The 23,326-nt window shown below is 44.3% G+C and carries 20 protein-coding genes; 3 read left to right on the top strand and 17 right to left on the bottom strand.

Annotated features, from left to right (window positions below; translation table 11 throughout):
* Positions 1 to 30: 30 nt before the first annotated feature.
* The 12 genes from yfkAB to moaA all read right to left on the bottom strand — a co-directional run bounded on the left by yfkAB (position 31) and on the right by moaA (position 14,840).
* Complete coding sequence (gene yfkAB / locus EKN16_RS14055; RefSeq protein WP_125658116.1) at positions 31 to 1,173, bottom strand: radical SAM/CxCxxxxC motif protein YfkAB; 1,143 nt, start codon at positions 1,171 to 1,173, stop codon at positions 31 to 33.
* Between the two features lie 276 nt (positions 1,174 to 1,449).
* Positions 1,450 to 2,565: an HD-GYP domain-containing protein gene (locus tag EKN16_RS14060; RefSeq protein WP_125658119.1), complete on the bottom strand. Its 1,116-nt coding sequence runs from the start codon at positions 2,563 to 2,565 to the stop codon at positions 1,450 to 1,452.
* A gap of 467 nt (positions 2,566 to 3,032) precedes the next feature.
* On the bottom strand, positions 3,033 to 4,598 hold the full coding sequence (locus EKN16_RS14065) for an ABC transporter substrate-binding protein (protein WP_125658122.1): 1,566 nt from the start codon (positions 4,596 to 4,598) through the stop codon (positions 3,033 to 3,035).
* A gap of 88 nt (positions 4,599 to 4,686) precedes the next feature.
* Positions 4,687 to 5,571 (bottom strand): carbohydrate ABC transporter permease, encoded by an 885-nt coding sequence (locus tag EKN16_RS14070; RefSeq protein ID WP_125658125.1) that lies wholly within the window; start codon positions 5,569 to 5,571, stop codon positions 4,687 to 4,689.
* Positions 5,572 to 5,582: 11 nt separating this feature from the next.
* Positions 5,583 to 6,521, bottom strand: coding sequence for an ABC transporter permease (locus EKN16_RS14075; RefSeq protein ID WP_232016420.1), 939 nt, complete (start codon positions 6,519 to 6,521; stop codon positions 5,583 to 5,585).
* A 306-nt stretch (positions 6,522 to 6,827) separates the two neighbouring features.
* Positions 6,828 to 9,155: a helix-turn-helix domain-containing protein gene (locus EKN16_RS14080; protein WP_164522793.1), complete on the bottom strand. Its 2,328-nt coding sequence runs from the start codon at positions 9,153 to 9,155 to the stop codon at positions 6,828 to 6,830.
* 96 nt (positions 9,156 to 9,251) lie between these two features.
* Positions 9,252 to 10,649, bottom strand: a complete 1,398-nt coding sequence (locus tag EKN16_RS14085; protein ID WP_125658132.1) for a glycoside hydrolase family 30 protein — start codon at positions 10,647 to 10,649, stop codon at positions 9,252 to 9,254.
* 14 nt (positions 10,650 to 10,663) lie between these two features.
* The gene (locus EKN16_RS33010) at positions 10,664 to 10,822 is read right to left on the bottom strand and encodes a hypothetical protein (protein WP_232016422.1); all 159 of its coding nucleotides are present in this window, start codon (positions 10,820 to 10,822) and stop codon (positions 10,664 to 10,666) included.
* A gap of 150 nt (positions 10,823 to 10,972) precedes the next feature.
* Positions 10,973 to 11,821 carry an undecaprenyl-diphosphate phosphatase gene (locus EKN16_RS14090; RefSeq protein WP_125658135.1) on the bottom strand — a complete coding sequence of 283 codons (849 nt, stop codon included), beginning with the start codon at positions 11,819 to 11,821 and terminating at the stop codon, positions 10,973 to 10,975.
* Positions 11,822 to 11,861: 40 nt separating this feature from the next.
* Positions 11,862 to 13,319: a bifunctional metallophosphatase/5'-nucleotidase gene (locus tag EKN16_RS14095; RefSeq protein WP_125658138.1), complete on the bottom strand. Its 1,458-nt coding sequence runs from the start codon at positions 13,317 to 13,319 to the stop codon at positions 11,862 to 11,864.
* 24 nt (positions 13,320 to 13,343) lie between these two features.
* Positions 13,344 to 13,820, bottom strand: a complete 477-nt coding sequence (locus tag EKN16_RS14100) for a hypothetical protein (protein ID WP_125658141.1) — start codon at positions 13,818 to 13,820, stop codon at positions 13,344 to 13,346.
* An 18-nt stretch (positions 13,821 to 13,838) separates the two neighbouring features.
* Positions 13,839 to 14,840, bottom strand: coding sequence for a GTP 3',8-cyclase MoaA (gene moaA / locus EKN16_RS14105; RefSeq protein WP_125658144.1), 1,002 nt, complete (start codon positions 14,838 to 14,840; stop codon positions 13,839 to 13,841).
* 90 nt (positions 14,841 to 14,930) lie between these two features.
* Here moaA and EKN16_RS14110 point away from each other — a divergent pair, with 90 nt between their 5' ends.
* From EKN16_RS14110 to EKN16_RS14120, 3 genes are all read left to right on the top strand, one after another.
* Positions 14,931 to 15,668, top strand: coding sequence for a molybdenum cofactor biosynthesis protein (locus tag EKN16_RS14110; protein WP_179955610.1), 738 nt, complete (start codon positions 14,931 to 14,933; stop codon positions 15,666 to 15,668).
* Positions 15,669 to 15,705: 37 nt separating this feature from the next.
* Complete coding sequence (locus EKN16_RS14115; protein WP_125658147.1) at positions 15,706 to 16,734, top strand: ThiF family adenylyltransferase; 1,029 nt, start codon at positions 15,706 to 15,708, stop codon at positions 16,732 to 16,734.
* Positions 16,735 to 16,931: 197 nt separating this feature from the next.
* Positions 16,932 to 17,987: an HD-GYP domain-containing protein gene (locus tag EKN16_RS14120; protein ID WP_125658150.1), complete on the top strand. Its 1,056-nt coding sequence runs from the start codon at positions 16,932 to 16,934 to the stop codon at positions 17,985 to 17,987.
* Between the two features lie 87 nt (positions 17,988 to 18,074).
* Here EKN16_RS14120 and sufB read toward each other — a convergent pair whose 3' ends face one another.
* From sufB to sufC, 5 genes are read right to left on the bottom strand one after another with little or no spacing between them, the layout of a single operon-like run.
* Positions 18,075 to 19,472: a Fe-S cluster assembly protein SufB gene (sufB, locus tag EKN16_RS14125; protein ID WP_125658153.1), complete on the bottom strand. Its 1,398-nt coding sequence runs from the start codon at positions 19,470 to 19,472 to the stop codon at positions 18,075 to 18,077.
* A gap of 36 nt (positions 19,473 to 19,508) precedes the next feature.
* Positions 19,509 to 19,937, bottom strand: coding sequence for a Fe-S cluster assembly sulfur transfer protein SufU (sufU, locus tag EKN16_RS14130; protein ID WP_125658156.1), 429 nt, complete (start codon positions 19,935 to 19,937; stop codon positions 19,509 to 19,511).
* Positions 19,924 to 21,150 (bottom strand): cysteine desulfurase, encoded by a 1,227-nt coding sequence (locus EKN16_RS14135; protein ID WP_125658159.1) that lies wholly within the window; start codon positions 21,148 to 21,150, stop codon positions 19,924 to 19,926. The genes sufU and EKN16_RS14135 overlap by 14 nt, the downstream gene beginning before the upstream one ends.
* Positions 21,147 to 22,454 carry a Fe-S cluster assembly protein SufD gene (sufD, locus tag EKN16_RS14140; protein WP_125658162.1) on the bottom strand — a complete coding sequence of 436 codons (1,308 nt, stop codon included), beginning with the start codon at positions 22,452 to 22,454 and terminating at the stop codon, positions 21,147 to 21,149. Before sufD ends, EKN16_RS14135 begins: the two co-directional genes overlap by 4 nt.
* A 20-nt stretch (positions 22,455 to 22,474) precedes the next feature.
* Positions 22,475 to 23,254 carry a Fe-S cluster assembly ATPase SufC gene (sufC, locus tag EKN16_RS14145; RefSeq protein ID WP_125658165.1) on the bottom strand — a complete coding sequence of 260 codons (780 nt, stop codon included), beginning with the start codon at positions 23,252 to 23,254 and terminating at the stop codon, positions 22,475 to 22,477.
* Positions 23,255 to 23,326 lie beyond the last annotated feature (72 nt).

A 23,326-nucleotide genomic window follows, 5' to 3' on the forward strand; every position in this document is an offset into this window, starting at 1 on the left:
TGTTCGCTCCTCTCATCCACTCTTATAAGATCATCTCTCTTGGATCGCTTCACGAACTGTAAAATCAACGTCTCGATAATACATGTCTTTGACAAGAAGATTGGGACCGCAGCAGCCCACAGCTGGACAATGACAATCAACACTCTTAGCCAGAGGATGATCAATCCAACGCTCGAACAATGCATCAAGACGATCTGAGCTAATATTGCCGAAGGCAGGAATATCTGAAAAATCCGTAACGAATACTTCACCAGTGAACAAGTTAACATTTAAGCGATTGCGACCATCAGGATCATTCCGTACCGTTACATTCGGTTCTTTAGCTAACCTACGCAGCAAAGTGCGATCTTCTGAATCCTCACTACAATGAAAGAAAGGAAGTGTTCCAAACAACATCCATACTGAAGGATCACGGTTGTCCAGCAGGCTTGCGATCGAATCACGCATCTCCTTCTTATTTATAACCGGTAAATCAACTGCGAATGCACTTGGATACATAGGATGTACTTCATGACGCTTACAGCCCATCTCAACGATTAGTTTGTGAATGTCTGCCATCTTCGTATGCGTCCGAAAATTAATCATCGACTCGGCTGAAACATATAGACCGCCAGCACTTAGCCGTTTAGTATTACCAATCATTCTTTCATATAACCGAGCAGCTGCCTCATAAGAAACGGAATGCCCACTCTTTGCAAAGCCAACTTGATGGAAATCAGCAGCCTCCGTGTAGTTAAATGAAATATGCATCACATCTAGATACGGAGCTATCGCTTCATAACGATTGTAATCCAATGTCACATTGGAGTTAATTTGGGAGCGCACACCGCGACTCCTTGCATATTTTAGAAGCGGAATGATATATTCCTTTACCGTTTTATCGGAAAAAGTGGGCTCGCCGCCTGTTATGCTTATCGTCTGCAAATGCTCGACTTCATCAAGTCGACTTAACATGGAGTCTAAGGGCAGCTTGGCAGGCTCAGCCATGACCAACGTATCACCAACTGCGCAGTGTTCGCAGCGCATATTACATAAATTCGAAATGGTCATCTCTACACTGGTCAGCTGATGACGGCCAAATTGACGAAGCGAACTAATGGGGTCCCATGGATCATCGGACGGAGAAAAAGATGGAAAAATAGGTTTCTGGGTTAATGATATGGCGTTTTGCATATATTCAGCACCTGACTTTAGACATAAGAATAAGTCGTATTTCTATTATTGTAATATCAAGGGGATGTTCGTTGCAAATCACTTACGTAAATATTGTAACACTCTTTTATGCGACTATGAAAAAAGAAAACAGGCAAGACCCGCATTGGCGGCGGTATTTTGTTGTATTATCCTTAAGGAATAGAAGAAAAAGGTAGATATGGAACTTGTGCCCTCATTAAGTTCAAAAAAGAAGCCTATTCGGCTCCTTAGTATACCAATATTCTATGAAATTCGCTATGCACCAGATGTTCCTGCAAGAGAAGGCTCTTCATTCACAGCTATAATCATGGTTGTCAAATTAGTGGACAAATCAATCTCATATGGCACTTTAAGCTCTTCACCCGTCTCGCCATAAAGAACTCGGATAACAGGCCGATGCGCACAAGAAGAATTGATATCCATAACTACACCAGACTCTCCCGTATGCAGCTTCACGGTTATTCCAAGTGGATAAATAGCAACTTTATCTCGAAATAGTTGGAGCATCCTCTGCTCGTAGAGCGTACCAGAGCCTGCATATAATGATTCCACAGCTTGATGAGGAAGCATTGGGCTTCGGTAAATTCGCGTCGTCGTCATGGCGTCATAAGAGTCGACAAGCCCAATCCACTTCGCATATTCATGAATTTCATTGCCATTAATGCCACGTGGATACCCGCTGCCATCCAAACGTTCATGATGCTGATAAGCGCAATGAGCGGCCAGCAATGGAATATTCGGCTCATCCTTGAGCAAATAATATCCGCGCTCTGCATGCCGCTTCATTTCTTCATACTCATCATGAGTGAGTGATCCCGTTTTCTTTAGGACATTTGTATTAATTTGTGTTTTGCCCACATCATGCAGCATAGCACCCAATCCGAGAGTCATTAGCTCCTCTCGTGAATAACCGCTGGCAATGCCAAGAATACTCGAGTATATACAAACGTTTAATGAATGATTAAATAAATAATTATCCACAATTCCCATATTCATTAACATGACCATGGCATCTTTCTGAGCGGTTAAATCATCAAGAACCATATTCATAACATGTCGAAACGACTTTCCAATATAGGGGTAGGATACGCCAGTTTTGCTCTTAGGACGGTCCATCATGTCACGAAAGTTAGAACGAATTTCCATGAGTGCTCGATGTCTCGTCTCTTCGCTAATAAGATCAGGAATAATGATATCCGAAGTTCTCGGATCTTCAATGTATACGAAACTAATCCCGCATTCTGACAAGCGACTAATGAGCTTAGTGGTAAGCTCCATTCGTTCACTGAGCAGCACGAGGCCTTCTTCGGAATATATTTTTTTAGCTAGCTTCATACCAGGCTGGCACATATGAATGGGTAATAATCGCATTGTCTCGACCCCTGAATTGCGTCTATTTTCCTATTATAGAGGCTAGATTAACACCTCGTAATGTTAATGTAAGGGATTTTCAAAAAAAGAGCAAGGAAAAAATTCGTCAATAATCGACAATTCTTTCAATTCATCTATAATAATTTTGTTGTATTTTTTATAATTGGTAACTAGGCGCTGTACCTTTCATACGTGAACACAGTAACAAAAAGATTATTCATCAGCTGTCACTCCAGCACATAGTGAAGCAGGAGCTCTGTTAGCAGTCGTTTCTTCTCGAAACAGCTGAGTCCAGGTCTCCTGCTTTAGGTAGTACTCTTTTATCCATGAAGTAAAAATCACACTTATTTTTTCATTAATTTAAAATCATCAATTGCTGCCCAATTGCCTGCAAGCGCATTGGAGTAAGCACCAATGGTTAAACGTATTATTCGCACCTTAGATTAAGGTACTAAACAAAGTCTTGTTTATTTGGCTGTTTTTTGTTTCCATGCATCAAGCTGCTTTTGAACTTCTGCAACCACTTTCTCAATACCTGCTTTTTTGCGCTGTTCAATATACTGCGCTAGTTTCTGATCGGAACTTGCTGCTCCTGTATTCAGAGGGGGGCCATATTCATCATTAACCGCTTGAATATTAGCAATTTCACTTTGGACAGGCTCTGGATCAAAGGTGAATCCGAGGATTGGAGAAGATTTCGCTTCACTATTTTCCTTTAGAGTCAGATCTCGGACTTCTTGATTTTGACCTTCTTGCATATCAGCTAGGAAACCATTGCCAAATACCCAGGTTTGGTTCGGATTATAACCGCTGTTTTCCGTTAACTTGATGGTATCGGCAGTGAGACGCGTATAATGCTTCCCTTCAATACCATAACAAACCAAGTTCAGCAGCTCTTTGTCCGTATTCAGAAGGTTGAGGAACATCAGAGCACGCTCAGGGTTCTTGGAGGTCTTACTAATAGCCTGCATCGACTGGATGATTGTATTGGTACCAACAAAAGGCTCAGAAGTGGGTACAATAATGATGTCTTGACCGCCTGAGGCATTTTTCTCTTCCACTTCCCGGCCTGGCTTCAGTACGTTATGGAAGGTAACAGCAAGCTGTCCTGCCTTTTTACGATCATCAAGCGCCTTTACAGTAGGTGCATCTTTGTTAATTAATCCTTTTTTATACCAGCTATTCATAAGATCCAGATATTCCTTGTATTCAGGTGTTTGAATAACATCGACGACTTTGGTGGTCGAATCTCCGCGATAAATGCCGACTATGGCCTCATTCGAGATAAATTCCAGATTATTATAAGTCGTTTTCATATTTTCAAAGTTACCGCCGCGTGTCATTGCAAAAGGAATGATGTCCGGTTCATTTTCTTTAATTTTGACTAAGAAAGGTTCGATGTCTTTGATGGACTTGATTTTACTCGTATCCAGACTATATTTATCGGCAAACCGTTTTTGGATGAGGAAGCCTTCTTTATTGGTTATTGTTTGGTAGTTAAGAATGGCATAAGTCTTTCCATCCACCTTAAGGGCATCCCAAACAAGGTCAGGCATACTCTTTTTTAATTCAGGAGCATCCTTCTTCAATAGATCATCGATCTGGGCAAACGCTCCGCGGCGCGCATTTTGCGCATAGTTAAACATCCAGAAGGAAGTCCAGGCAATATCAAAATCTTCATTAGCTGCTACCATCGTATTTAGTTTCTGCTCATAGCTGCCGCCATCTGTAGGCATTAATTTAATTTTGACATTAAGCTTTTCTGAAGTGATCTTATTAATAGCTTCCTCGACAGATTTGGTATCTGGCTGTGTACTCCACTGCGGGTAATACCAAGTAAGCTCTACGGGATCCAGCTTGCTGCCTGTTTCTTTACCCGTATTTCCTGAAGCGGCTGTATTACCGTTCCCCTCCTTACTTGTGCTGCCTTTCTCTGTCTGATTGCTCCCTCCTCCGCAAGCGGAAAGAATCAACGACATGCTCATCAAAACGGTTAGCCCCAATTGAATTCCTTTTTTCTTATTCGTTAACATGGAAGTGACCTCCTAATAGAATCTATGGAAAACGATTATTGAAGGTATGATATCCAACAATAACCGTTTACTCCTGTTGTTCATTCTCTTATTCTTTTAATGAACCGACTGTAAGACCTTTAACAAAATAGCGTTGAAAGAATGGGAATATAAACAGCATGGGCCCTGCTCCAAGAACAGCCAAAGCCATTCTCGTGGTTAGACTGGGGAATTGGGAGATATCGACATTCCCGCTTAAGTATTGTGAATTAGTGGCATAGAACTCAATGGAATTCATGGTCCTGTACAACAAGAGCTGCAAAGGAACGAGCTTCTCATTATCAACAAACAAGAGACCCAGCCACCAATCATTCCAGTAGACAAATGAAATAAATAAGCCGACAGTTGCTAAGGCGGGTGTGGAAAGCGGCAGTACAATCGTAAAGAACGACCGATACTCGCCTGCACCATCCATTTTGGCAGATTCAATAATTTCTGTCGGCATTCGATCGAGGAAACCCTTCATGATCATGACATAAAAGGGATTAATTAAATATGGAAGAATCAATACCCACATGGTGTCCTTCATATGCAGATATTTCACAATAAGAATGTAGAAGGGAACTAAGCCGCCATTGAACAGCATGGTGAATACCACGAAGAACGTAGTCGCCTTTCTATACCGATAATCTTTACGGGACATAACATAGGCTACCATGGCTGTGAATAGCAAGCTTACTAATGTGCCAGCAATTGTGACTATTAAAGTGATACTATAAGCACTAACTAGAATACCTGGATTATGAAACACCACTTGATAGCCCTTCAAGCTAAATTGTTCAGGAATAAATCGATATCCATATTTGACCACTGCATTTTCATCGGACAAGGAAACCGCTACTACCAGCAAAAGCGGGAGCAGCATAGCAAGAGCCACGAGTCCAAAAAGAACATGAACGATACTAATAGCTATGGACCCATTCTTCAATTTCATAGTAACGCTCCTTACCATAATGCATTATCCGAGTTGATTTTCTTAATAATCCAGTTAGCTGTAACGACAAGAATGAAGCCGACTACGGATTGATACAGCCCAACTGCGGCAGACATCCCTACATCTCCAACCGTTCGCAAGGCTCGGAAAACATACGTATCAATAACATCCGTTGTGGAGTATAAAAAGCTAGCATTATTCGGAATAAAATAGAACAGACCGAAATCTGCGCGGAATATACCACCAATTGCCACAATAAACAAAACAATGATTAACGGTGTCAGTAATGGCAGTGTAATTCTGCGAACCATCTGAATCTTACTTGCTCCGTCTATCTTAGCTGCTTCGTAATAGGTGGGGCTGATCCCAATGATCCCTGCGTAATAGACAAGCGTGGAGAATCCGACAGTTTTCCATAAATTAACACCATTTAGAATATAGGGCCAACGACTAGCTTCCTGATACCAGCTCACTGGCTCTTGCCCGAATAATTTCCAGAGCTGATCCAACAAGCCACGGTCTTGTTCCAAAAAGGCAAGTGCGATATAACCAACCACTACCCATGAGAGGAAGTAAGGAAGGAACAGCGCAGTTTGATAGATTTTAACAGCCTTACTGGACAATTCATTCAGCAGCACAGCCAAAATCAGCGCACATACCATAGTGATCGCTATAAACCCCATATTGTAAAGCACCGTATTTCGTGTAATTCTCCAGGCATTGTCAGATACGAAGAAGAAGCGAAAATTATCGAATCCATTCCACGAACTTCCGAATATCCCTCCGTCAAATCGGAACTTCTTAAAGGCGACAATAAGTCCAATAAGGGGCAAGTAACTAAAAATGAGTTTAAAAATCAGAGCTGGCAAGCTAAGAATGAATAGCTCTTTGTTACGTTTGAAATGATTCCACTTCCCTGCCATTCCCTCACGGGCTGCTTGTGCTTTCATTTAGCATTCACCTCCCTCAGCTGTCCTATCGTTTGCATGCGATTTCATACCTTCATCTTGTCAGATAGCACCCGCCCTTTACTACTCAACAAATTGTACTTTACTCCATTTGAGCAGTCCGATTCGGATACTTTACTCATCATCAATGAGCGCTTTACCAAGAAGAAACGGCTAACGCCGTCCTTGGCGGCGAAGCAAGTTTCTTCCCTCTGAAATATAAGCAAAGGTTGGAGATAACTTTATACTTTCTTATAATTTGAAAAAGGCCTCGAATCTCAACTTCCGTTGAACATCCGAGGCCTTCCTTCATATTCTTTCTGCCATAATCACTTTTCTTAATCGATAATCTTTTGGTGTGGTGCCATATTGGGCCTTAAATAATTTGAAAAAATAACTCTGAGATCGGTAACCCACGCGTTCCATGACTTCATTAATGGTCATATTTTGGGCTTCCAATAACTCAAGGGCGTTACTAAGACGTATCTTATTGATGTACTCTGTTACTGCCATCCCTGTCCCTTGTTTAAATACACGACCGATATACGCAGAAGACATTTTTAGCAGCTGTGCAATGTTCTGCAAGCTGAAATCAGGATCATTACTATTCTCAGCAATAATCTCCTTCATCGTATGACACAGAATTTCTGTCTTTTCATTCTCGCCTTGGTTTGTCTCACTCGATAGCTGTGTAATCAGGGAATGGAACAGCGCTTCAATCCCGCCTACCGTTTCTTGTTCCAGCACCTCTTGGTAAAAATGTCGTAGATCAATGGCTATCGGTCTTGAACGATTCTCGTTCATCTCACTGATGGTTTTGGTCACGGTTACCGTCATATGTAAGACAGAGTGCATGAATTGGGTATAGGTCAGTGTTGCTGCATATGCGAAGAAATGATGGAAGTTGCTTGTTAATCCCTCACTGCTGCCCCGGCGCAAATGCTCGATGATCTGTTTTTCTATACAAGCTGCCTGCTGAATATCCTCATGACGCTCGTTCACCTTTACACGATCGGATGTTATAAGAGTGGAATGACCCAATAGCATGCGATACATCATTAATTCTTGAGCTTCACTATAGGCCTCAGCCATCTTCATATAATTATCAAATGGGGATACAATCGATATCGTTGTCGAGAGCTGATAATACCTATGTATGACTTGCTGCATTTCTTCTATTGAAGCCTCGAATGAAGGAAGTGCAAAGGATTCCTTATCCAACAGGGACGCTAGAAAGACAAAATGATTATCTCCCATCTCGATCCAGATGAGCTTACACCAAGGTGCGAGCATTTCCTCTGCTATATTCCCTAGAGCGAACCGATATAGTTTCTGCTCATTAGGGCTGACTTGCAGCATTCTTAGATCAAAATCATCAATTTTACACACGCCGATAATAAAGGGCCCTTCCGGTTCTATAGCAAGGTCATGTTCGGACAGTAAGTGAAGAAATTTATCCTTTGTCAGGCTGCCGCTCTTCGTCAGTAGATTACGTATGTGAAAGCCCTCGACAATTTGCCGATTTCTAGAGTGGTGAAGCTCGGCGATATTCGCTTTATCGATGATAGAGGCATAGGCATCTGAGAGATAGGACCACTCATCCTTTCCCTTCGTCTGCTTTGCTTCTGGAAGTGTTCCTCTAAGCTGCATGAGCATCATCTCAACAGGTCGATATAAACGCTTAGAAATGACATAAGCAATGACAGCAGATAATAAGAAGAACAATAACGTCGAGATTATAAGCATATTGCGAATACTCTTAAGTTCGCTTAATGCATAATCATAGGATTGAATGCTGACGGCCTTCCAGTGATAAACACCGAGTGACATCACAGTAACAATTGATTTATCTTTACCTTTTCCATAGGTAAAAGATTCAAAATCAGCATGACTAGCCTGTATTCGCTCAGAGACATCAGTGGGCAGGAAATTCGCTGAACGATTCTCATTGGTATACAACAACCCCTGTCCGTCCATCAGCAGAACGGAACTGCTTTTGTCATAGGCCAGATCATTGATCACTTTAATATTATTGAACAGCCATTCCGGTTTCACGTTTAAAATCAGCTTACTTTGCTTCTTAGTTGCCTGTTCCTGGTTCCCATACATGACATACGAGAAAAAATCGACAGCTGTAAGAGGATCCTGCGATATTTTGATAGGAACCAATTTCATCTTTTGCAGCTTCTGCTGGTTATCTAATTGCTCTTCAAATCGCCCAATCTCACCATTCAAATTATCTTGGAACTTCCTGTTCGTCGATAGATAGGTATTCGTGTAGTTGTTATACAAAATAATAGAATGCAAGTAGGTCGATGAATCTGCTACCTTATCAAGCTTCGCCAATTTAATCGCAATATTCTCATAGCTAAAGGTTTTGCCATACAGAATAGGAATGACTTCATTATCAAAATAAAGCGACATCATTAAATTCTTCAATATTTCATCCATGTACTCGACATTATATTTGACTTGGGCGAGCACCTTACGGTTCGCTTCTGTTTGAATATGAAGCGTGGTGCTTTTCATTTTCCAATATAACGTGAGCGCAAAAACACAAAGAACAACAACGACGAAGACGATCAGGGACAATAAAATACGCTGCAAATATTTGCGGGAACGAAATTTAGCCAGCATTCTCATTTCGACTCCTTTTGTACGATTCCTTCTGGCAGCCTTGAACAACATAGGACTGCCCCATTAATAGGACAGCCCTTATACAACTGATATTAGTTAAGCGCGTTTCCAACGGTACGTTGCTGCGGTTTTCGGAGGAAGAGCCGCATGAATTTGCTCACGATCAGCGACAATTCGGAAGGGCTGCTCCTCGTCTGTCTGGTTAATGACAACAACAACTAAGGTGTTATCAGGATTTAGAAAAGCAACATTCGTTACGGTAGATGAAGATCCATAATTGCTTTCTACTCTGCGTGCCCCCCGCTGAATGAATTTGGAAAATTGTCCAGTTAAGAAAAATTCCGGAGTCATCCAGTATTCATCTCGATGGTTGGCATCCTGCACAATTAAGGTGGGGTCGGGGATTCCCACCCATTGATGCGTACCAATGTTACTATCTAGCATAGTCACCCAGGCATTGTAGCTCGAAGCCCAGTTGCGAAAGTATTGCGCAATTCGGTCTGCTGCAGCAACGCCCCATATCGAACGTTCTGTCAGATGAATGGTTTTGTCCGGGTAAGCCCCCTTAATCTCCGACATAATGGCTGGTTCTCCATCATAATCGTGAAAAGCAATCCCATCCGTTGCTTCATAGCCTTCTTTATCATTGAGAATGGGACAAACGTACATCCAGCCATCACTGAAATTGTGATCAAAGATCCAAATCTTCGTGTGAAGCTGATAGGCATCCAGCTCTTTTTTCAAGGCGATTATTAATTCACGCTGACGCTCGGGACTCATATAGCAGCTCGGATAATCAATTTCCAGTAAAGGCTCATTTTGAAGTGTAATGGCATAGAGCTCAATGCCCTGTTCTTGGTAGGCTTGAATGGCTTTCCGATAATATTCAGCGAGTACCTCTATATACGCATTTCCTTCTTTGAGCTGTCCTTTCTTCAAGCTTCCAGAGGTTTTCATCCAAGCTGGCGGAGACCAAGAAGAAGCAAATATTTGCATATCAGGTGAAATCTCAAGCATCCGCTTAAGCGTACTCACAATTCCCAAATCAATATCCTTTTGTATCGAGAAGCGCGCTAGAGAGAAATCCGTCTCTCCCTCTTCTAGATCATTATAGGAATAAAAGGTCTGAGCGGTGAAATCTGAAGTGCCTAGTGTTATTCGCATCAGGTTAAATCCAACCCCGCTGCTGGGATCGAGCAGCCAAGCATAGATCTCTTCCTGTTTATCCGCTGTCATTTGCGACAAATTATAGATGGTGCTTTCTTCCACAGAAGTGCCTATTCCAAGAATTTCTTGAAATGAAAGATCCGGAAATACAGTAATCGTTGGGATGTCGATCGCACTGGGAGCAGTGAAGATCAAGCTCTCTCTAGTTTCAAGCTTATGTTTAATCGGCATTGAATGATCAAACCAAGCTCGATCTCTTGGATTCTGCTCAGTGCTCCACCAAACCTCAGCTTCTTTGTACGCTTGATTTTCTTGAATAGATGTCATAGTAGTCTCCTCTTCTAAATAACAGAAATAATCAGCCGTTTAATGCCATGTACGGAAAGAGTTCCTTTCTCTAGCATGACAGAAGGAGACTTCACTTTGCTACTGATTAATCTGTACATTACTCCACTATGACCCTGCACAATTTGCACAATATGAATTTTGGATATATTCAAGGTGCAATCACTCTGATTTGATTGTCTTCATTCTAAGTAAGTGGCGTTCAGCAAGTCAACTAATTACGAATAAGCCTAGTCCGTTGTATGGCACTCCGGATTAGGCTTATTCGAGCAGCTAGGGAATAGGTAGGAATTTAATGCAGGGACTTAACGCATAACAAAAATCCAAAACAACGCTGCAAGTATAAATCTGTAGACTGCAAAATAGGATAATTTCACTTTTTGGATATATTTTAGGAATAACACAATAACGATCCAGGCTACGACGAATGAAACAAGGAAGCCCACGATGAAGAACATTAAATTATCGCCTTTAATATATTTATAATTATCCAGCAGTTCATATCCTGAAGCGGCCATCATAATCGGAATCGCCATCAAAAAGGAGAAGTCGGCTGCTGCTTTATAACTCGTACCAACCAGCATACCGCCTGCAATGGTCGATCCTGAACGAGAGAAGCCCGGCCATAAGGATAAGCATTGCAGCAATCCAATTGAAAGTGCTTGTTTGTATGTAATATCATCCATAGATTCCGATACGGTGCGAATACGTCCTGATTTTACAAGCCGTTCGGCCACAATCATATAGATACCGCCAACGACAAGTGAGATCAATACAGGCGTTTGGTTGAAGCCTTCGCCTTTAATAATATCTCGAAGGAAGAAAGCAAGCAGCAAGGCCGGTACAATTCCAAGTGCCACATGGATGAGATTGAGCTTCCTTCTTGACCGCTTCCCTAATGGCGATAGGGTTCCAACGGTTTCCGTTTGGCGGGACAAGCCGAACAGGCTTGCGATACGTGCTCTATAAACGAGCGCAATCGCCAAGATCGCTGCTAATTGAATGATGATTTCGAACGTGATCATCTTTTGATCGTCGGGTAAAACACCAATGAGCTTGTTCGTCAGAATCATATGACCAGAAGAGGACACCGGCAAAAATTCCGTTAAGCCTTCCACAATTCCTAAAATGACAGCATTGATTAAATCTCCCACAGTTTCTCCACTCTCTCTCCATTAATAATCTATCGTATCGTCATCGGCTCTGGGTGTCCGATGCCATCCAACGAATACGCTGGCAATCTGACAACGCGCTGCTTTCCTGAAGTTCTCTCTCCAGCACATCTCGAATAAACCCTGGTAAATAATACCTGACATCCGTGCCACTTTTGATTGTCTCATAACCTACGCCGAACGTAAACATGTCAATCGTCCCGACTACGTAGTCACACTCATCCTCAAGTGACTGCCCATTGATCAGGATTGAAGTGATCTTGTTCAATGGTTCAGCTTCCTCATTCCAGCGAATTTCAATGCCATCCACGGCTAACGTGCCAAGTACGATTCCACGGAAACCAAACCCTCGGATCGGCTTATTCTTATACTCGACTAGCAGCGATTCCTCCAGCGCCTGTCGAAGGGCCCTGCCGCGCAGTCTCATGCGGCAAGGATTAATCGGTGACGGGCATAGGGCATGGATATCGCCCGCCGTCACATCGCCTGCGGCGAGGCCGCCGAGCAATTGCCCTGCGTTGACGATGCCAATCTCGGCATCCGTCCAGCGCCGTAGGCCGGCGGCGAGCAAATTGCCGAGCGGTGATTCTCGCTCGGCAATGGCGGGCAGCGGCGCACTCAGCCGGGCAATGACCCGGCTGAGGCGGCGCTGGCCCGCAGCCCTGAAGCGGCCGATAATCGCGGCCGCTTCGGGCTGCTCTTCGAGCGCGGCCATCGGCACGCACTCCGCGCGAAAAGTCGGTCGCTTCGTGATCGGATCCATCCCGATCACCACGCGACCGATGTAATCGCCGAACTTACCGGCTGCGCATAGGTAAGTTTGGCCAATAAGCTCCGGCTCCTCCAGCAGATGATGCGTATGCCCGCCGAGAACAAGATCAAGCCCTTTAATTTCCTCTGCCATTCGCCGATCCATTGGCAAACCAAGATGAGACATGACGATAAGCACGTCCACTTTGTCTCTCAAGAAAGCGGCTTGCTCGGCAATTGCCTTTAACGGATCGCTGACATCCCATCCCAGCAGCTTATAGAACTCTGCAAAGGCAGCAGTAGCGCCGATCAACCCAATTCGATAGGGACCTTTATTAATAATGGCATAAGGTGCTAGCCAGGATGGTCTTTCGCCATTTGAGCTGTAGTGAAAATTAGCACAGATCGTTTGGAACTTTGCACGCTCACCATACGCTTCTGCGAGATGCTCTGGTGTAAAAGTAAGCCCTTCATTGTTGCCAATCGTAACGACTTCATAACCAGATGCGTTGAGCAGAGCGATGTTAACAAGACCGTCGCTGCCTTCTGTCTCCACCCGCATGCGGTCCATATGATCGCCGATGTCAACTGTCAATACATGATCACTGCCATACCTACGACGCTCCTCTTCAATATAAGAGGCCATCTTGGCAGCTAGCTCTAACCGGCTGTGAATATCATTGCTATGCAGCAATACAACTTCTAAAGCATCAATCGATGTTTCTCTCATGCTTGCCTCCCGATCAGTGAGGGATTAACGTTGTTTGCGGAGATCATCCGGAGAAAAGCTGCTTTTGAAACCATAGGAGACCTCTCCGCGATGGGCTTCCTCATGGATAAAGTGACAAGCAACAACATGTTTTACATTTAAGCATTCACTCGACCCGTTTGGAACATAGAGTCGAATCGGGCCCATAGGAAGATGCTCGCCATCGATGGCATATTGAACGGCTGCATCTTTTAGCTGTTCCCAAGGAATAAGCGCTTCAAAGGCATCAGCCGCTTCCACTTTCAGGTGAGTAGGTATGGCTGCGCTCTCTTCTATACCGTGCCTACTTCGCCATGCGCCATACCAGCTTGCAAAGTCAAAAGCTTCCCCTACGGCTCCCGCAACTCGATCAGCTAGCGGAAATACCGATTGGGCTAAGGCAGTCATATCTTCTGGTGAGGTCTCAAACGGCTCCTGACCGAAATGATGAATGACAATTGTGCGATCCGACCTAGGCAGCATGACATAGAACCCCTTTCATCATCCACCAATCTGCGACATCCGTCTTGCTGTCGGCTCATGGCTTAAATTTTCATCTAATAGCTTCGCAGCCATTTCATGATTCAGCGGCTTAATGTCCATTGCTCGCAGGTAGAGCTCACGAAGAGCGGTTGGATTGCCAAGTGCCGACTTAACGCTCAATTCGTCTACCCAATACAAGCAAGGCTTAATATTGCCGTCAGCTGTCAGCCGAAGTCGGTTGCAATTCTTACAGAAATTATCGCTTATTGGATGAATAAGTCCAAATGAGCCTTTTCCACCTCTAATTTGATAATCTTCCGACGGCCCATTGCCAAGCATATCTTCTATTCTTTCCACTTCAAGCCGCTGTTCTTGAGCGATCTCAAGGACATGTGATAGCGGCAAATAATGAGCCTTCCAGTTATCATCTGCATGGCCGATTGGCATATATTCGATAAAACGGACATGAAGCGGCTGCTCATAGGCCATCCGCAAAAAATCAGCAATTTCATCCTCATTAACACCTTTAAGAAGCACACAGTTGAGCTTGATTGGTCCAAAGCCGACTCGGGCAGAGGCTTCAATACCTGCCATTACTCGCTTCAGATCCCCTCGCCTTGCTATAAACTTGAATCGTGAAGGATCCAAGGTATCTAAGCTTATATTAACACGATTAACGCCCGCGTCACGTAATGCCTCAGCTTGATCGGCAAGGAGAACCCCGTTGGTAGTCAGAGAAATGTCGCGAATGCCTGGAATAGCTGCAAGTCTGCGAACGAGTCCATCCAAACCGGGACGAACAAGCGGCTCTCCGCCTGTTATCCGCAGCTTTGAAATTCCAAGCTCAGCCCCAGCTTTCACAACTTCAACAATTTGACCATAGCTAAGCAGGTCAGATGAAGGCGCGAATTCCATGCCTTCCTCAGGCATGCAATAAAGACAGCGTAAGTTACAGCGATCCGTAACCGAAATACGCAAATAATCATGCTCCCGACCGAATCGATCCGTCAATTTAGTCATGGTACGCACTCCTTTCTAACTCCTCCTAGCATAACATTATTGGGTTAATTATGGTATGCTTACGAGATCATAAGCGAGAGGTTTGTTACGATGACAAAGATGATAAAATGGACCATTCACCTATTCGCTGGTCTTGCCGATAGGTTCGGCCAACCAACGATTTTCTTAGATCTTGATCACTCCGAGCTCACTGTATTAGAGCTGAAGCAAGCGTTAATTGCTGCGTATCCCAATCACGAACCGCTCATAAATATTTCCTTTCTTGCCTCTAATCAGGCTTACGCTGCAGAGGATGACCGCGTAGCAGCTCATGATGAACTCGCCCTTCTTCCGCCCGTATCCGGAGGTGAGGAGTCAGCTGTGGAGGACGACTCAATCACAAAGCCCCTTCGCTATGTGATTACCTCCGAACCACTCTCTGTTGAAGCTTTAACCAGCCAAGTAATTACAGCTTCACATGGCGCAACGCTGACCTTTACAGGTACGACTAGAGAATGGACGCAAGGGCAGCGTACCGTCCGATTAGAATATGAAGCCTATGTTCCGATGGCCCTCAAAACATTGCAGCAGATTGGCGATGAAATTGATGCGCGTTGGCCTGGTACTAGGTGTGCGATTGCACACCGCATAGGTATCGTTGGTATCGCGGAAATCAGTGTCATTATTGCTGTATCAGCTCCTCACCGAGATGCGTGCTATGAAGCAAGCCGTTATGCGATTGAACGATTGAAGCAAATCGTCCCTATATGGAAACGCGAGATATGGGAGGACGGATCAGAGTGGAAGGGCCACCAGCAGGGACCTTGGAATCCAGCAGCCCCGCTTTAAATGGCGTCACTCATATTACTTACAGGAGGTCTTCTAAGTGACTGACCGTTATTCTCGCCAGAGCCGTTTCGCTCCAATCGGACAAGAAGGTCAGCGACTTCTCAGCAATAGTCGCGCAGTCGTGGTTGGCATGGGTGCTTTAGGCTCGGTAGCCGCACAGCATCTTGTCCGTTCCGGTGTTGGTTATGTCCGAATCATTGACCGCGATATTCTCGAGCTAAGCAATCTTCAGCGGCAGGTGCTATACAACGAGGAAGATGTTCATCGTTTATTACCAAAGGCTGAAGCCGCAGCAGGACATCTAAGAAGCATCAATAGTGAAGTCATCATTTCCCCAGTTATTACCGATCTCACAGCTTACAATGCGGAATCACTCCTTGGGGATGTTGATCTTATCATAGATGGTTCGGATAACTTTACTGTCCGTTACCTCCTTAATGACATTAGTCAAAAGCTAGCCATTCCCTGGATATATGGCGGTGTGGTAGGTGCATCTGGTATGACGATGACATTCCTACCTGGTCAGACACCATGCTTTAGCTGCCTTTTCCCGAATGAGCCCCCTGCTGGTTCAGTTGATACATGTGAAACTGCCGGCGTCCTTTCCACTGCGGTAGACATAATTGCCTCTATACAAGCTACAGAAGCATTAAAGTGGTTAAGTGGTAATCGCGATGAACTGCATGGGACCCTGTTTCAAGTCGACTTATGGCATCACCGCTTTATGCCTCTAAACGTCTCAGGCTCACGTCGAACAGATTGTCCATCCTGTCAATTAAGACAGTTCACACGCTTGGATCATAACGCTTCAGAACCTACAGCAGCAGCATTATGCGGGCGTAATACGATCCAAATTACACATGGAAGAAGTGCTTTCGTTGATCTTGAAGTTCTTGCAAAACGATTAGCTCGAGTAGGTACGATAGAGCGTAATCCTTTCCTTCTGCGCTATCGGCGTGATGAGACGTTTACAGCTGTCTTATTCTCGGATGGCCGTGCACTCATACAAGGAACAGAAGATCCAATTATTGCAAAACGCATTTACAGTGAAATTTATGGACTCTAATAATAGCCAACGTTATAAGCAATATCAAGACCTAAGAACTATACACACCTCTTGTTAACTATTACCAAATACCTACTATTCGTGAATTTAACAAGCATTATGACTAATTTCATATGCTTTTATTGCCATATCTACATTTTGTTGCTACCATAGTCTTATCTTGATCATTCCTAGATACTAGTAGTTTGAGGTGGAGCATGCGAACACATGTAGCAGAGCTAAAAGAAGGCGACAAGATTAGTAATGATATTTTCAATTCCTATGGGTTACATGTACTATCCAAAGGCACCGATTTGTCAGCAAGAGATATTTCCAAGTTATTTCAACATCAAGTTGATTATGTAGATATAGAAGCAAGAATAATTGAAACGATGCCCCTTCGAACACTTGAATCCGGCATTAGTCCTAAATGGCTGCCAACCATGGAGCCGATTTACCAAGAGGCTGTAAGTGGATGCGAGCAGTTATTTCTAGAAGCTCTTCAGAATGGCAAGATTTTCGAGGAGGATGTCGTACAAACCTTCCAGCCACTCGTAGAAAACTTCAGATTGGAACGAGATGTCGTCTCCATGCTGCTGCTGCTTAATACAAAAGATGACTACACCTACCAGCACTCTGTACAAGTTGGTATGCTCGCTTACTATTTAGCCTCATGGCTCGGATATGACGAGAAGCAATCTGTCAAAATTGGGCAGGCTGGATTTCTTCATGACATCGGCAAATGTAAGATTGAGGATAGCATCCTTAACAAACCAGACCGATTATCGGAAGAAGAATATGAGTTGATCAAACAGCATACCGTATTTGGCCATGCAATAATTCAACAGTCCTTTGGGGAAACCTTGCACGCTCTAGTTGCTCTGGAGCATCATGAACGTATGGACGGAACTGGATATCCGAACCGAATCAGCGGTGATCAAATGCATCCGGTTTCCAAAATCGTAGCTGTCGCGGATGTATATAGTGCCATGATATCCTCTAGAGTGTATCAGAAGAAACGCGATTTATTATTTGTACTGAAGGAATTGTATCGCATGAGCTTTTCGGAGTTAGATGCCTTCACGACGCATACGTTCATTAAGCATATGATACCGAATTTTATCGGGAAACGTGTGGAGATGCTAACAGGTGAAACCGGAACGATAATTATGACTCATCCTTCTGAGTTTTTTCGTCCTCTCATTCAGATTGAGGATGAATTCATCGATATGACCATCGATCGTACCCTAGAAATTAAACATGTTTATATGTAGAATTCTATATTCTAACAAAAAAAAACTCCGGAACTCAGCTTCATGCTAAGTTCCGGAGTTTTTTGTTTATCTTAACCACTGATTGGATTAACCAATCGAGCCTTCCATCTCGAACTTGATGAGACGGTTCATTTCGACTGCATATTCCATCGGCAATTCTTTCGTAAACGGTTCGATGAAGCCCATTACTATCATTTGCGTTGCTTCCGCATCTGTAAGGCCACGGCTCATCAAGTAGAAGAGTTGATCCTCAGATACTTTGGAAACCGTTGCTTCATGCTCAAGTGTAATGTTGTCGTTCATGATTTCGTTATACGGAATCGTGTCTGACGTGGATTCATTATCGAGAATAAGTGTATCGCATTTAATGTTCGATTTGGAGCCTTCGGAGTTACGGCCAAAGGATGCTAGACCACGATAAGTGACTTTACCACCATGCTTACTAATCGACTTAGATACGATCGTTGAAGTCGTGTCAGGTGCAAGGTGAGTCATCTTCGCTCCTGCATCTTGATGCTGGCCTTTACCGGCTACAGCGATGGAAAGAACCATCCCTTTAGCGCCACGGCCTTTAAGAACGACAGCAGGGTATTTCATTGTCAGCTTGGAGCCGATATTACCGTCTACCCATTCCATTGTTGCATTCTCTTCAGCAACAGCACGCTTCGTAACGAGGTTATAGATGTTCGGTGCCCAGTTTTGAATCGTTGTATAACGAACACGAGCGTTCTTCATACAAAGAATTTCAACTACGGCGCTATGCAAGGAATTCGTGCTGTATATTGGAGCTGTACAGCCTTCAACATAGTGTACTGTGCTATCTTCGTCCGCAAGAATAAGCGTCCGTTCAAACTGGCCCATATTCTCGGAGTTAATACGGAAATATGCTTGCAGAGGAACTTCACATTTCACGCCTTTTGGCACATAAATGAAGCTGCCTCCGGACCATACCGCACTATTCAATGCAGCGAATTTATTGTCTTCGGGAGGAATAATCGTACCGAAGAATTTCCTGAAGAGCTCTGGATGCTCACGCAGTGCAGTATCGGTATCGGTAAAGATAACGCCTTGCTTCTCCAGGTCCTCCTGCATGCTGTGATAAACAACCTCAGATTCGTATTGAGCGGAAACACCGGCAAGAAACTTTTGTTCCGCTTCAGGAATACCTAGCTTGTCAAAGGTTTCTTTGATTTCTGTAGGCACTTCTTCCCAAGTCTTTCCTTGACCCTCAGAAGGTTTAACATAATATTGGATGTCATTGAAATCCAGATCATCCATGTTGCCGCCCCATTTTGGCATTGGCATTTTGTTGAACTGTTCCAACGATTTCAGACGAAATTCGAGCATCCATTCGGGTTCATTCTTCATTTCTGAGATTGTACGTACAATCTCAGGTGTTAGACCTTTACCGGATTGAAAGATCGATTTGTGCTCGTCACGAAAACCATATTTGTAATCTTCTATTTCGGGCATTTGCTTCGCCATAATGAAAGCCTCCCATTTCCTACGCTTAATTCGCGTTTATTGCAACTTATGTTGTTCAATACCTTTACGCAGTGCATTCCAAGAAAGGGTCGCACATTTGATACGGGCTGGGAATTTACTAACGCCTGATAGTGCTTCAATATCTTCGAGTTCGTCGAACTCTGCATCTCCACCCTTTATGAAGGTAGAGAATTTGTCAGCCAACGCTAAAGCTTCTTCAACAGTCTTGCCTTTAACAGCTTCCGTCATCATGGATGCGGAGGACATGCTGATGGAGCAGCCTTCGCCTGTATATTTCGCTTGCTTGACGATTCCCTCTTCAACCTGCAGTTGAAGCGAGATTCGGTCGCCACACGTCGGATTGTTGAGGTTAATGGTTAAGGCCTCATCACTCAACGTACCGCGGTTACGTGGATTTTTATAATGATCCATAATGACTCTGCGATACAAATCATCCAATTGCATAACCGAAGAACTCCTTTGTCTGTTGGAGGCCGTCAATTAACCGATCAACGTCCTCTTCGGTGTTGTATATATAAAAGCTTGCTCTAGCTGTTGCCGAAACTTCTAACCAGCGCATAAGCGGCTGACAGCAATGATGCCCAGCTCTTACCGCGATCCCCTTCGTATCCAGAACAGTTGCTACATCATGAGGATGAACATCATCCAAGTTGAAGGTTACAAGTCCTGTACGACCCTCTTCAGGGCCATAAATCGTAATCCCGTTAATTGTACTTAAACGGTCATACACATATGCAGCCAGCTTGTGTTCATGCTTCTCGATTGCATCCAGTCCTACCTCATTAAGGAAATCAATGGCAGCCCCAAGTCCTACTGCACCAGCGATAATTGGAGTGCCTCCTTCGAATTTCCAAGGAAGCTCTTTCCACGTCGATTCGTATAAATCAACGAAATCGATCATTTCACCGCCGAACTCAATTGGCTCCATCGCTTCAAGCAGCGCTTTCTTCCCGTAAAGAGCACCAATTCCAGTCGGTCCGCACATTTTGTGACCAGAGAAAGCATAGAAATCACAATCTAAATCCTGCACATCCACTTTCATATGCGGGGTGCTTTGTGCACCATCCACTACTAATTTGGCACCATGCTGATGCGCAATTGCCGCAATTTCCTTAATGGGATTGACGACACCTAGCACGTTGGAAACATAAGTTATAGCGACAACCTTGGTGTGATCGGTAATCGTAGCACGGACATCTTCGAGGCTGATGGAACCATCTTCTTGAAGCGGAATATATTTAAGAGTTGCTCCTGTAGCCTTTGCAACCTGCTGCCAAGGAATCAGGTTCGAATGATGCTCCATCGGTGTGAGGACGATTTCGTCGCCTTCACCGCAAGCTTCGCGTGCATAGCTTGTTGCCACGAGATTGAGAGCTGTTGTCGTTCCACGCGTGAAAATGATCTCCTGCGTACTAGCTGCATTGAGAAACGAAGCAATCTTCTCGCGTGCGCCTTCATAAGCATCGGTTGCACGAGATCCAAGCGTGTGAACGCCACGGTGAACATTCGCATTATCCATCTCATAATACCGATTAACAGCATCAATTACAGAACGCGGCTTCTGTGAAGTCGCCGCGCTGTCAAGATAAACGAGGTGGTGCCCGTTTATCTCCTGATGCAGAATCGGGAACTGCTCCCGAATCGCTTTTATGTTCATCCTTCCAGCTTCCTTTCAAGCAAATGCTGAAGCTGCTCCCGTACCGCCTCGATCGGAATTTCCGACACGACTGGTGCCAAGAAACCGTGAATGATTAAACGCTCTGCGTTCTTTTTAGTAATTCCGCGGGACATCAAATAATACACCTGCTCCACGTTCACTTGTCCAACGCTTGCCGCATGTCCTGCTTTAACATCATCTTCATCTATGAGAAGGATTGGATTGGCATCACCACGAGCTTTTGGACTAAGCATAAGAACTTTCTCTGTCTGCACGCCATTGGCTTTAGTAGCACCTTTCTCAATCTTCGTAATTCCGTTGATGATCGCGGTAGCCTTATCTTTCATAACGGCACGCGTAACCATGTTGCTCTCTGAGCTGCGACCGATATGAACAGCGCCAGTCGTCAAGCTCATTTGCTGCGCATTCCTGCCCACGGTGATTGCTTTTGCATCGGAAGAAGATCCTTTGCCTCTAAGAATGGATTGTGTATCGGATAAAACGTGACCATCATTCAAGTCGCCCACGATCCACTCCACACGAGCATCATTCTCAACAACAGCGCGGCGAATGGTAAGGTCAATAATATTGTCAGCCATGTTATGAATCGTTGCGTAACGCACATGTGCACCAGGCTTCACAAAAACTTCGACAACCATTTGTTTAGCTAATGGCTGACCTGCCTCTGTATAAGCAGTCGTCACATTATCTACATACGTAACGCGGCTATGATTATCAGCAATTAATAGCACATGAGGTGCAAAAGTCGCTGTTGAATCATCGTTATACATTAAAGCCTGCAAAGGCAGTTCAACTTCTACATTTTTAGGGACATATAGGAATATGCCGCCATTCCATAATGCAGAATGAAGTGCAATCAGCTTGTTCTCGTCCTGTGCAACCGCTTGGAACAAATGCTTCTCAACCAAGTCGGAATGCTCACGCGCTGCTGTCTCTAAATCTGTAAATATAACACCTTTAGCCTGAAGCTCAGGTGACAGCTGCTTCAAAATATTGCTTGAATTCCGTTGGACCAAAAGTCCAGCAGATGCATTACCTAATAGCTCGCGAACCGATTCTGGCAGCTCGTCTACCGATGCAATGGCATCCTCTTGCTTGTAATTGCCAAGAGCCGTCAAATTCCAACGGTCAATTCTAATTTTTTCCGGTTTCGGCCATTCCAGCGTCTCCGCCAGCTCAGCGCCTTTAGCCCGCAGCGCTTCGAGCCAAGCTGGCTCGCCTTTGCTATGGGACAACGCTTCAACAGATTGGCGATTTACCGGAGTCGATAGTTGTGTACTCATTTTCGGTGCTCCTCCTCCGCTCAAACCTGTCCGACCGTTTCATCTTCAATACCAAGCTCTTCTTTAACCCAATCATAGCCTTCGTTCTCCAGACGCTCAGCAAGCTCTGGTCCGCCAGACTTCACTATACGACCTTGCATCATAACATGGACATAATCCGGTGTGATGTAGTCAAGCAGACGTTGATAGTGAGTAATGATCAGGAAACCGCGATCTTCCGAACGCATGCTGTTCACACCGTTAGCTACGATTTTCAAGGCATCAATATCAAGACCCGAGTCAATCTCATCAAGGATGACGATTTTCGGCTCGATCATCATCATTTGAAGAATTTCGTTCCGTTTCTTCTCACCGCCGGAGAAGCCTTCGTTCAAGTAGCGATGAGCGAACTCAGCGTTCATGTCCAGCTCTTTCATTTTGCTTTCCATGAGACGGATAAACTTGATTAGGGAAATCTCTTTGCCCTCTTCACGGCGAGCGTTAATCGCACTGCGAAGAAAGTCTGAATTTGTTACACCTGTAATTTCACTCGGGTACTGCATGGCAAGGAATAGACCTGCACGCGCACGCTCATCAACAGCCATATCCAGAACGTCTTCTCCGTCCAGCTGAACCTGGCCGTCTGTTACTTCATATTTAGGATGCCCCATTAGAGCCGATGCAAGCGTACTTTTACCTGTTCCGTTCGGGCCCATGATGGCATGAATTTCGCCACCTTTTATGTCGAGGTTGATTCCTTTTAGAATTTCTTTACCTTCAATTGAAGCCTTTAAGCCATCAATTTTGAATTGTGTAGCCATGTCTGAACTGCTCCCTCCAACTATTCGGTTACCTCAAATTGAGATATCCCTCTTTATAATCATTCTAATATG

Source organism: Paenibacillus baekrokdamisoli (genome assembly GCF_003945345.1).
In the GTDB taxonomy this organism is placed as follows: Bacteria; Bacillota; Bacilli; order Paenibacillales; family Paenibacillaceae; genus Paenibacillus_Z; species Paenibacillus_Z baekrokdamisoli.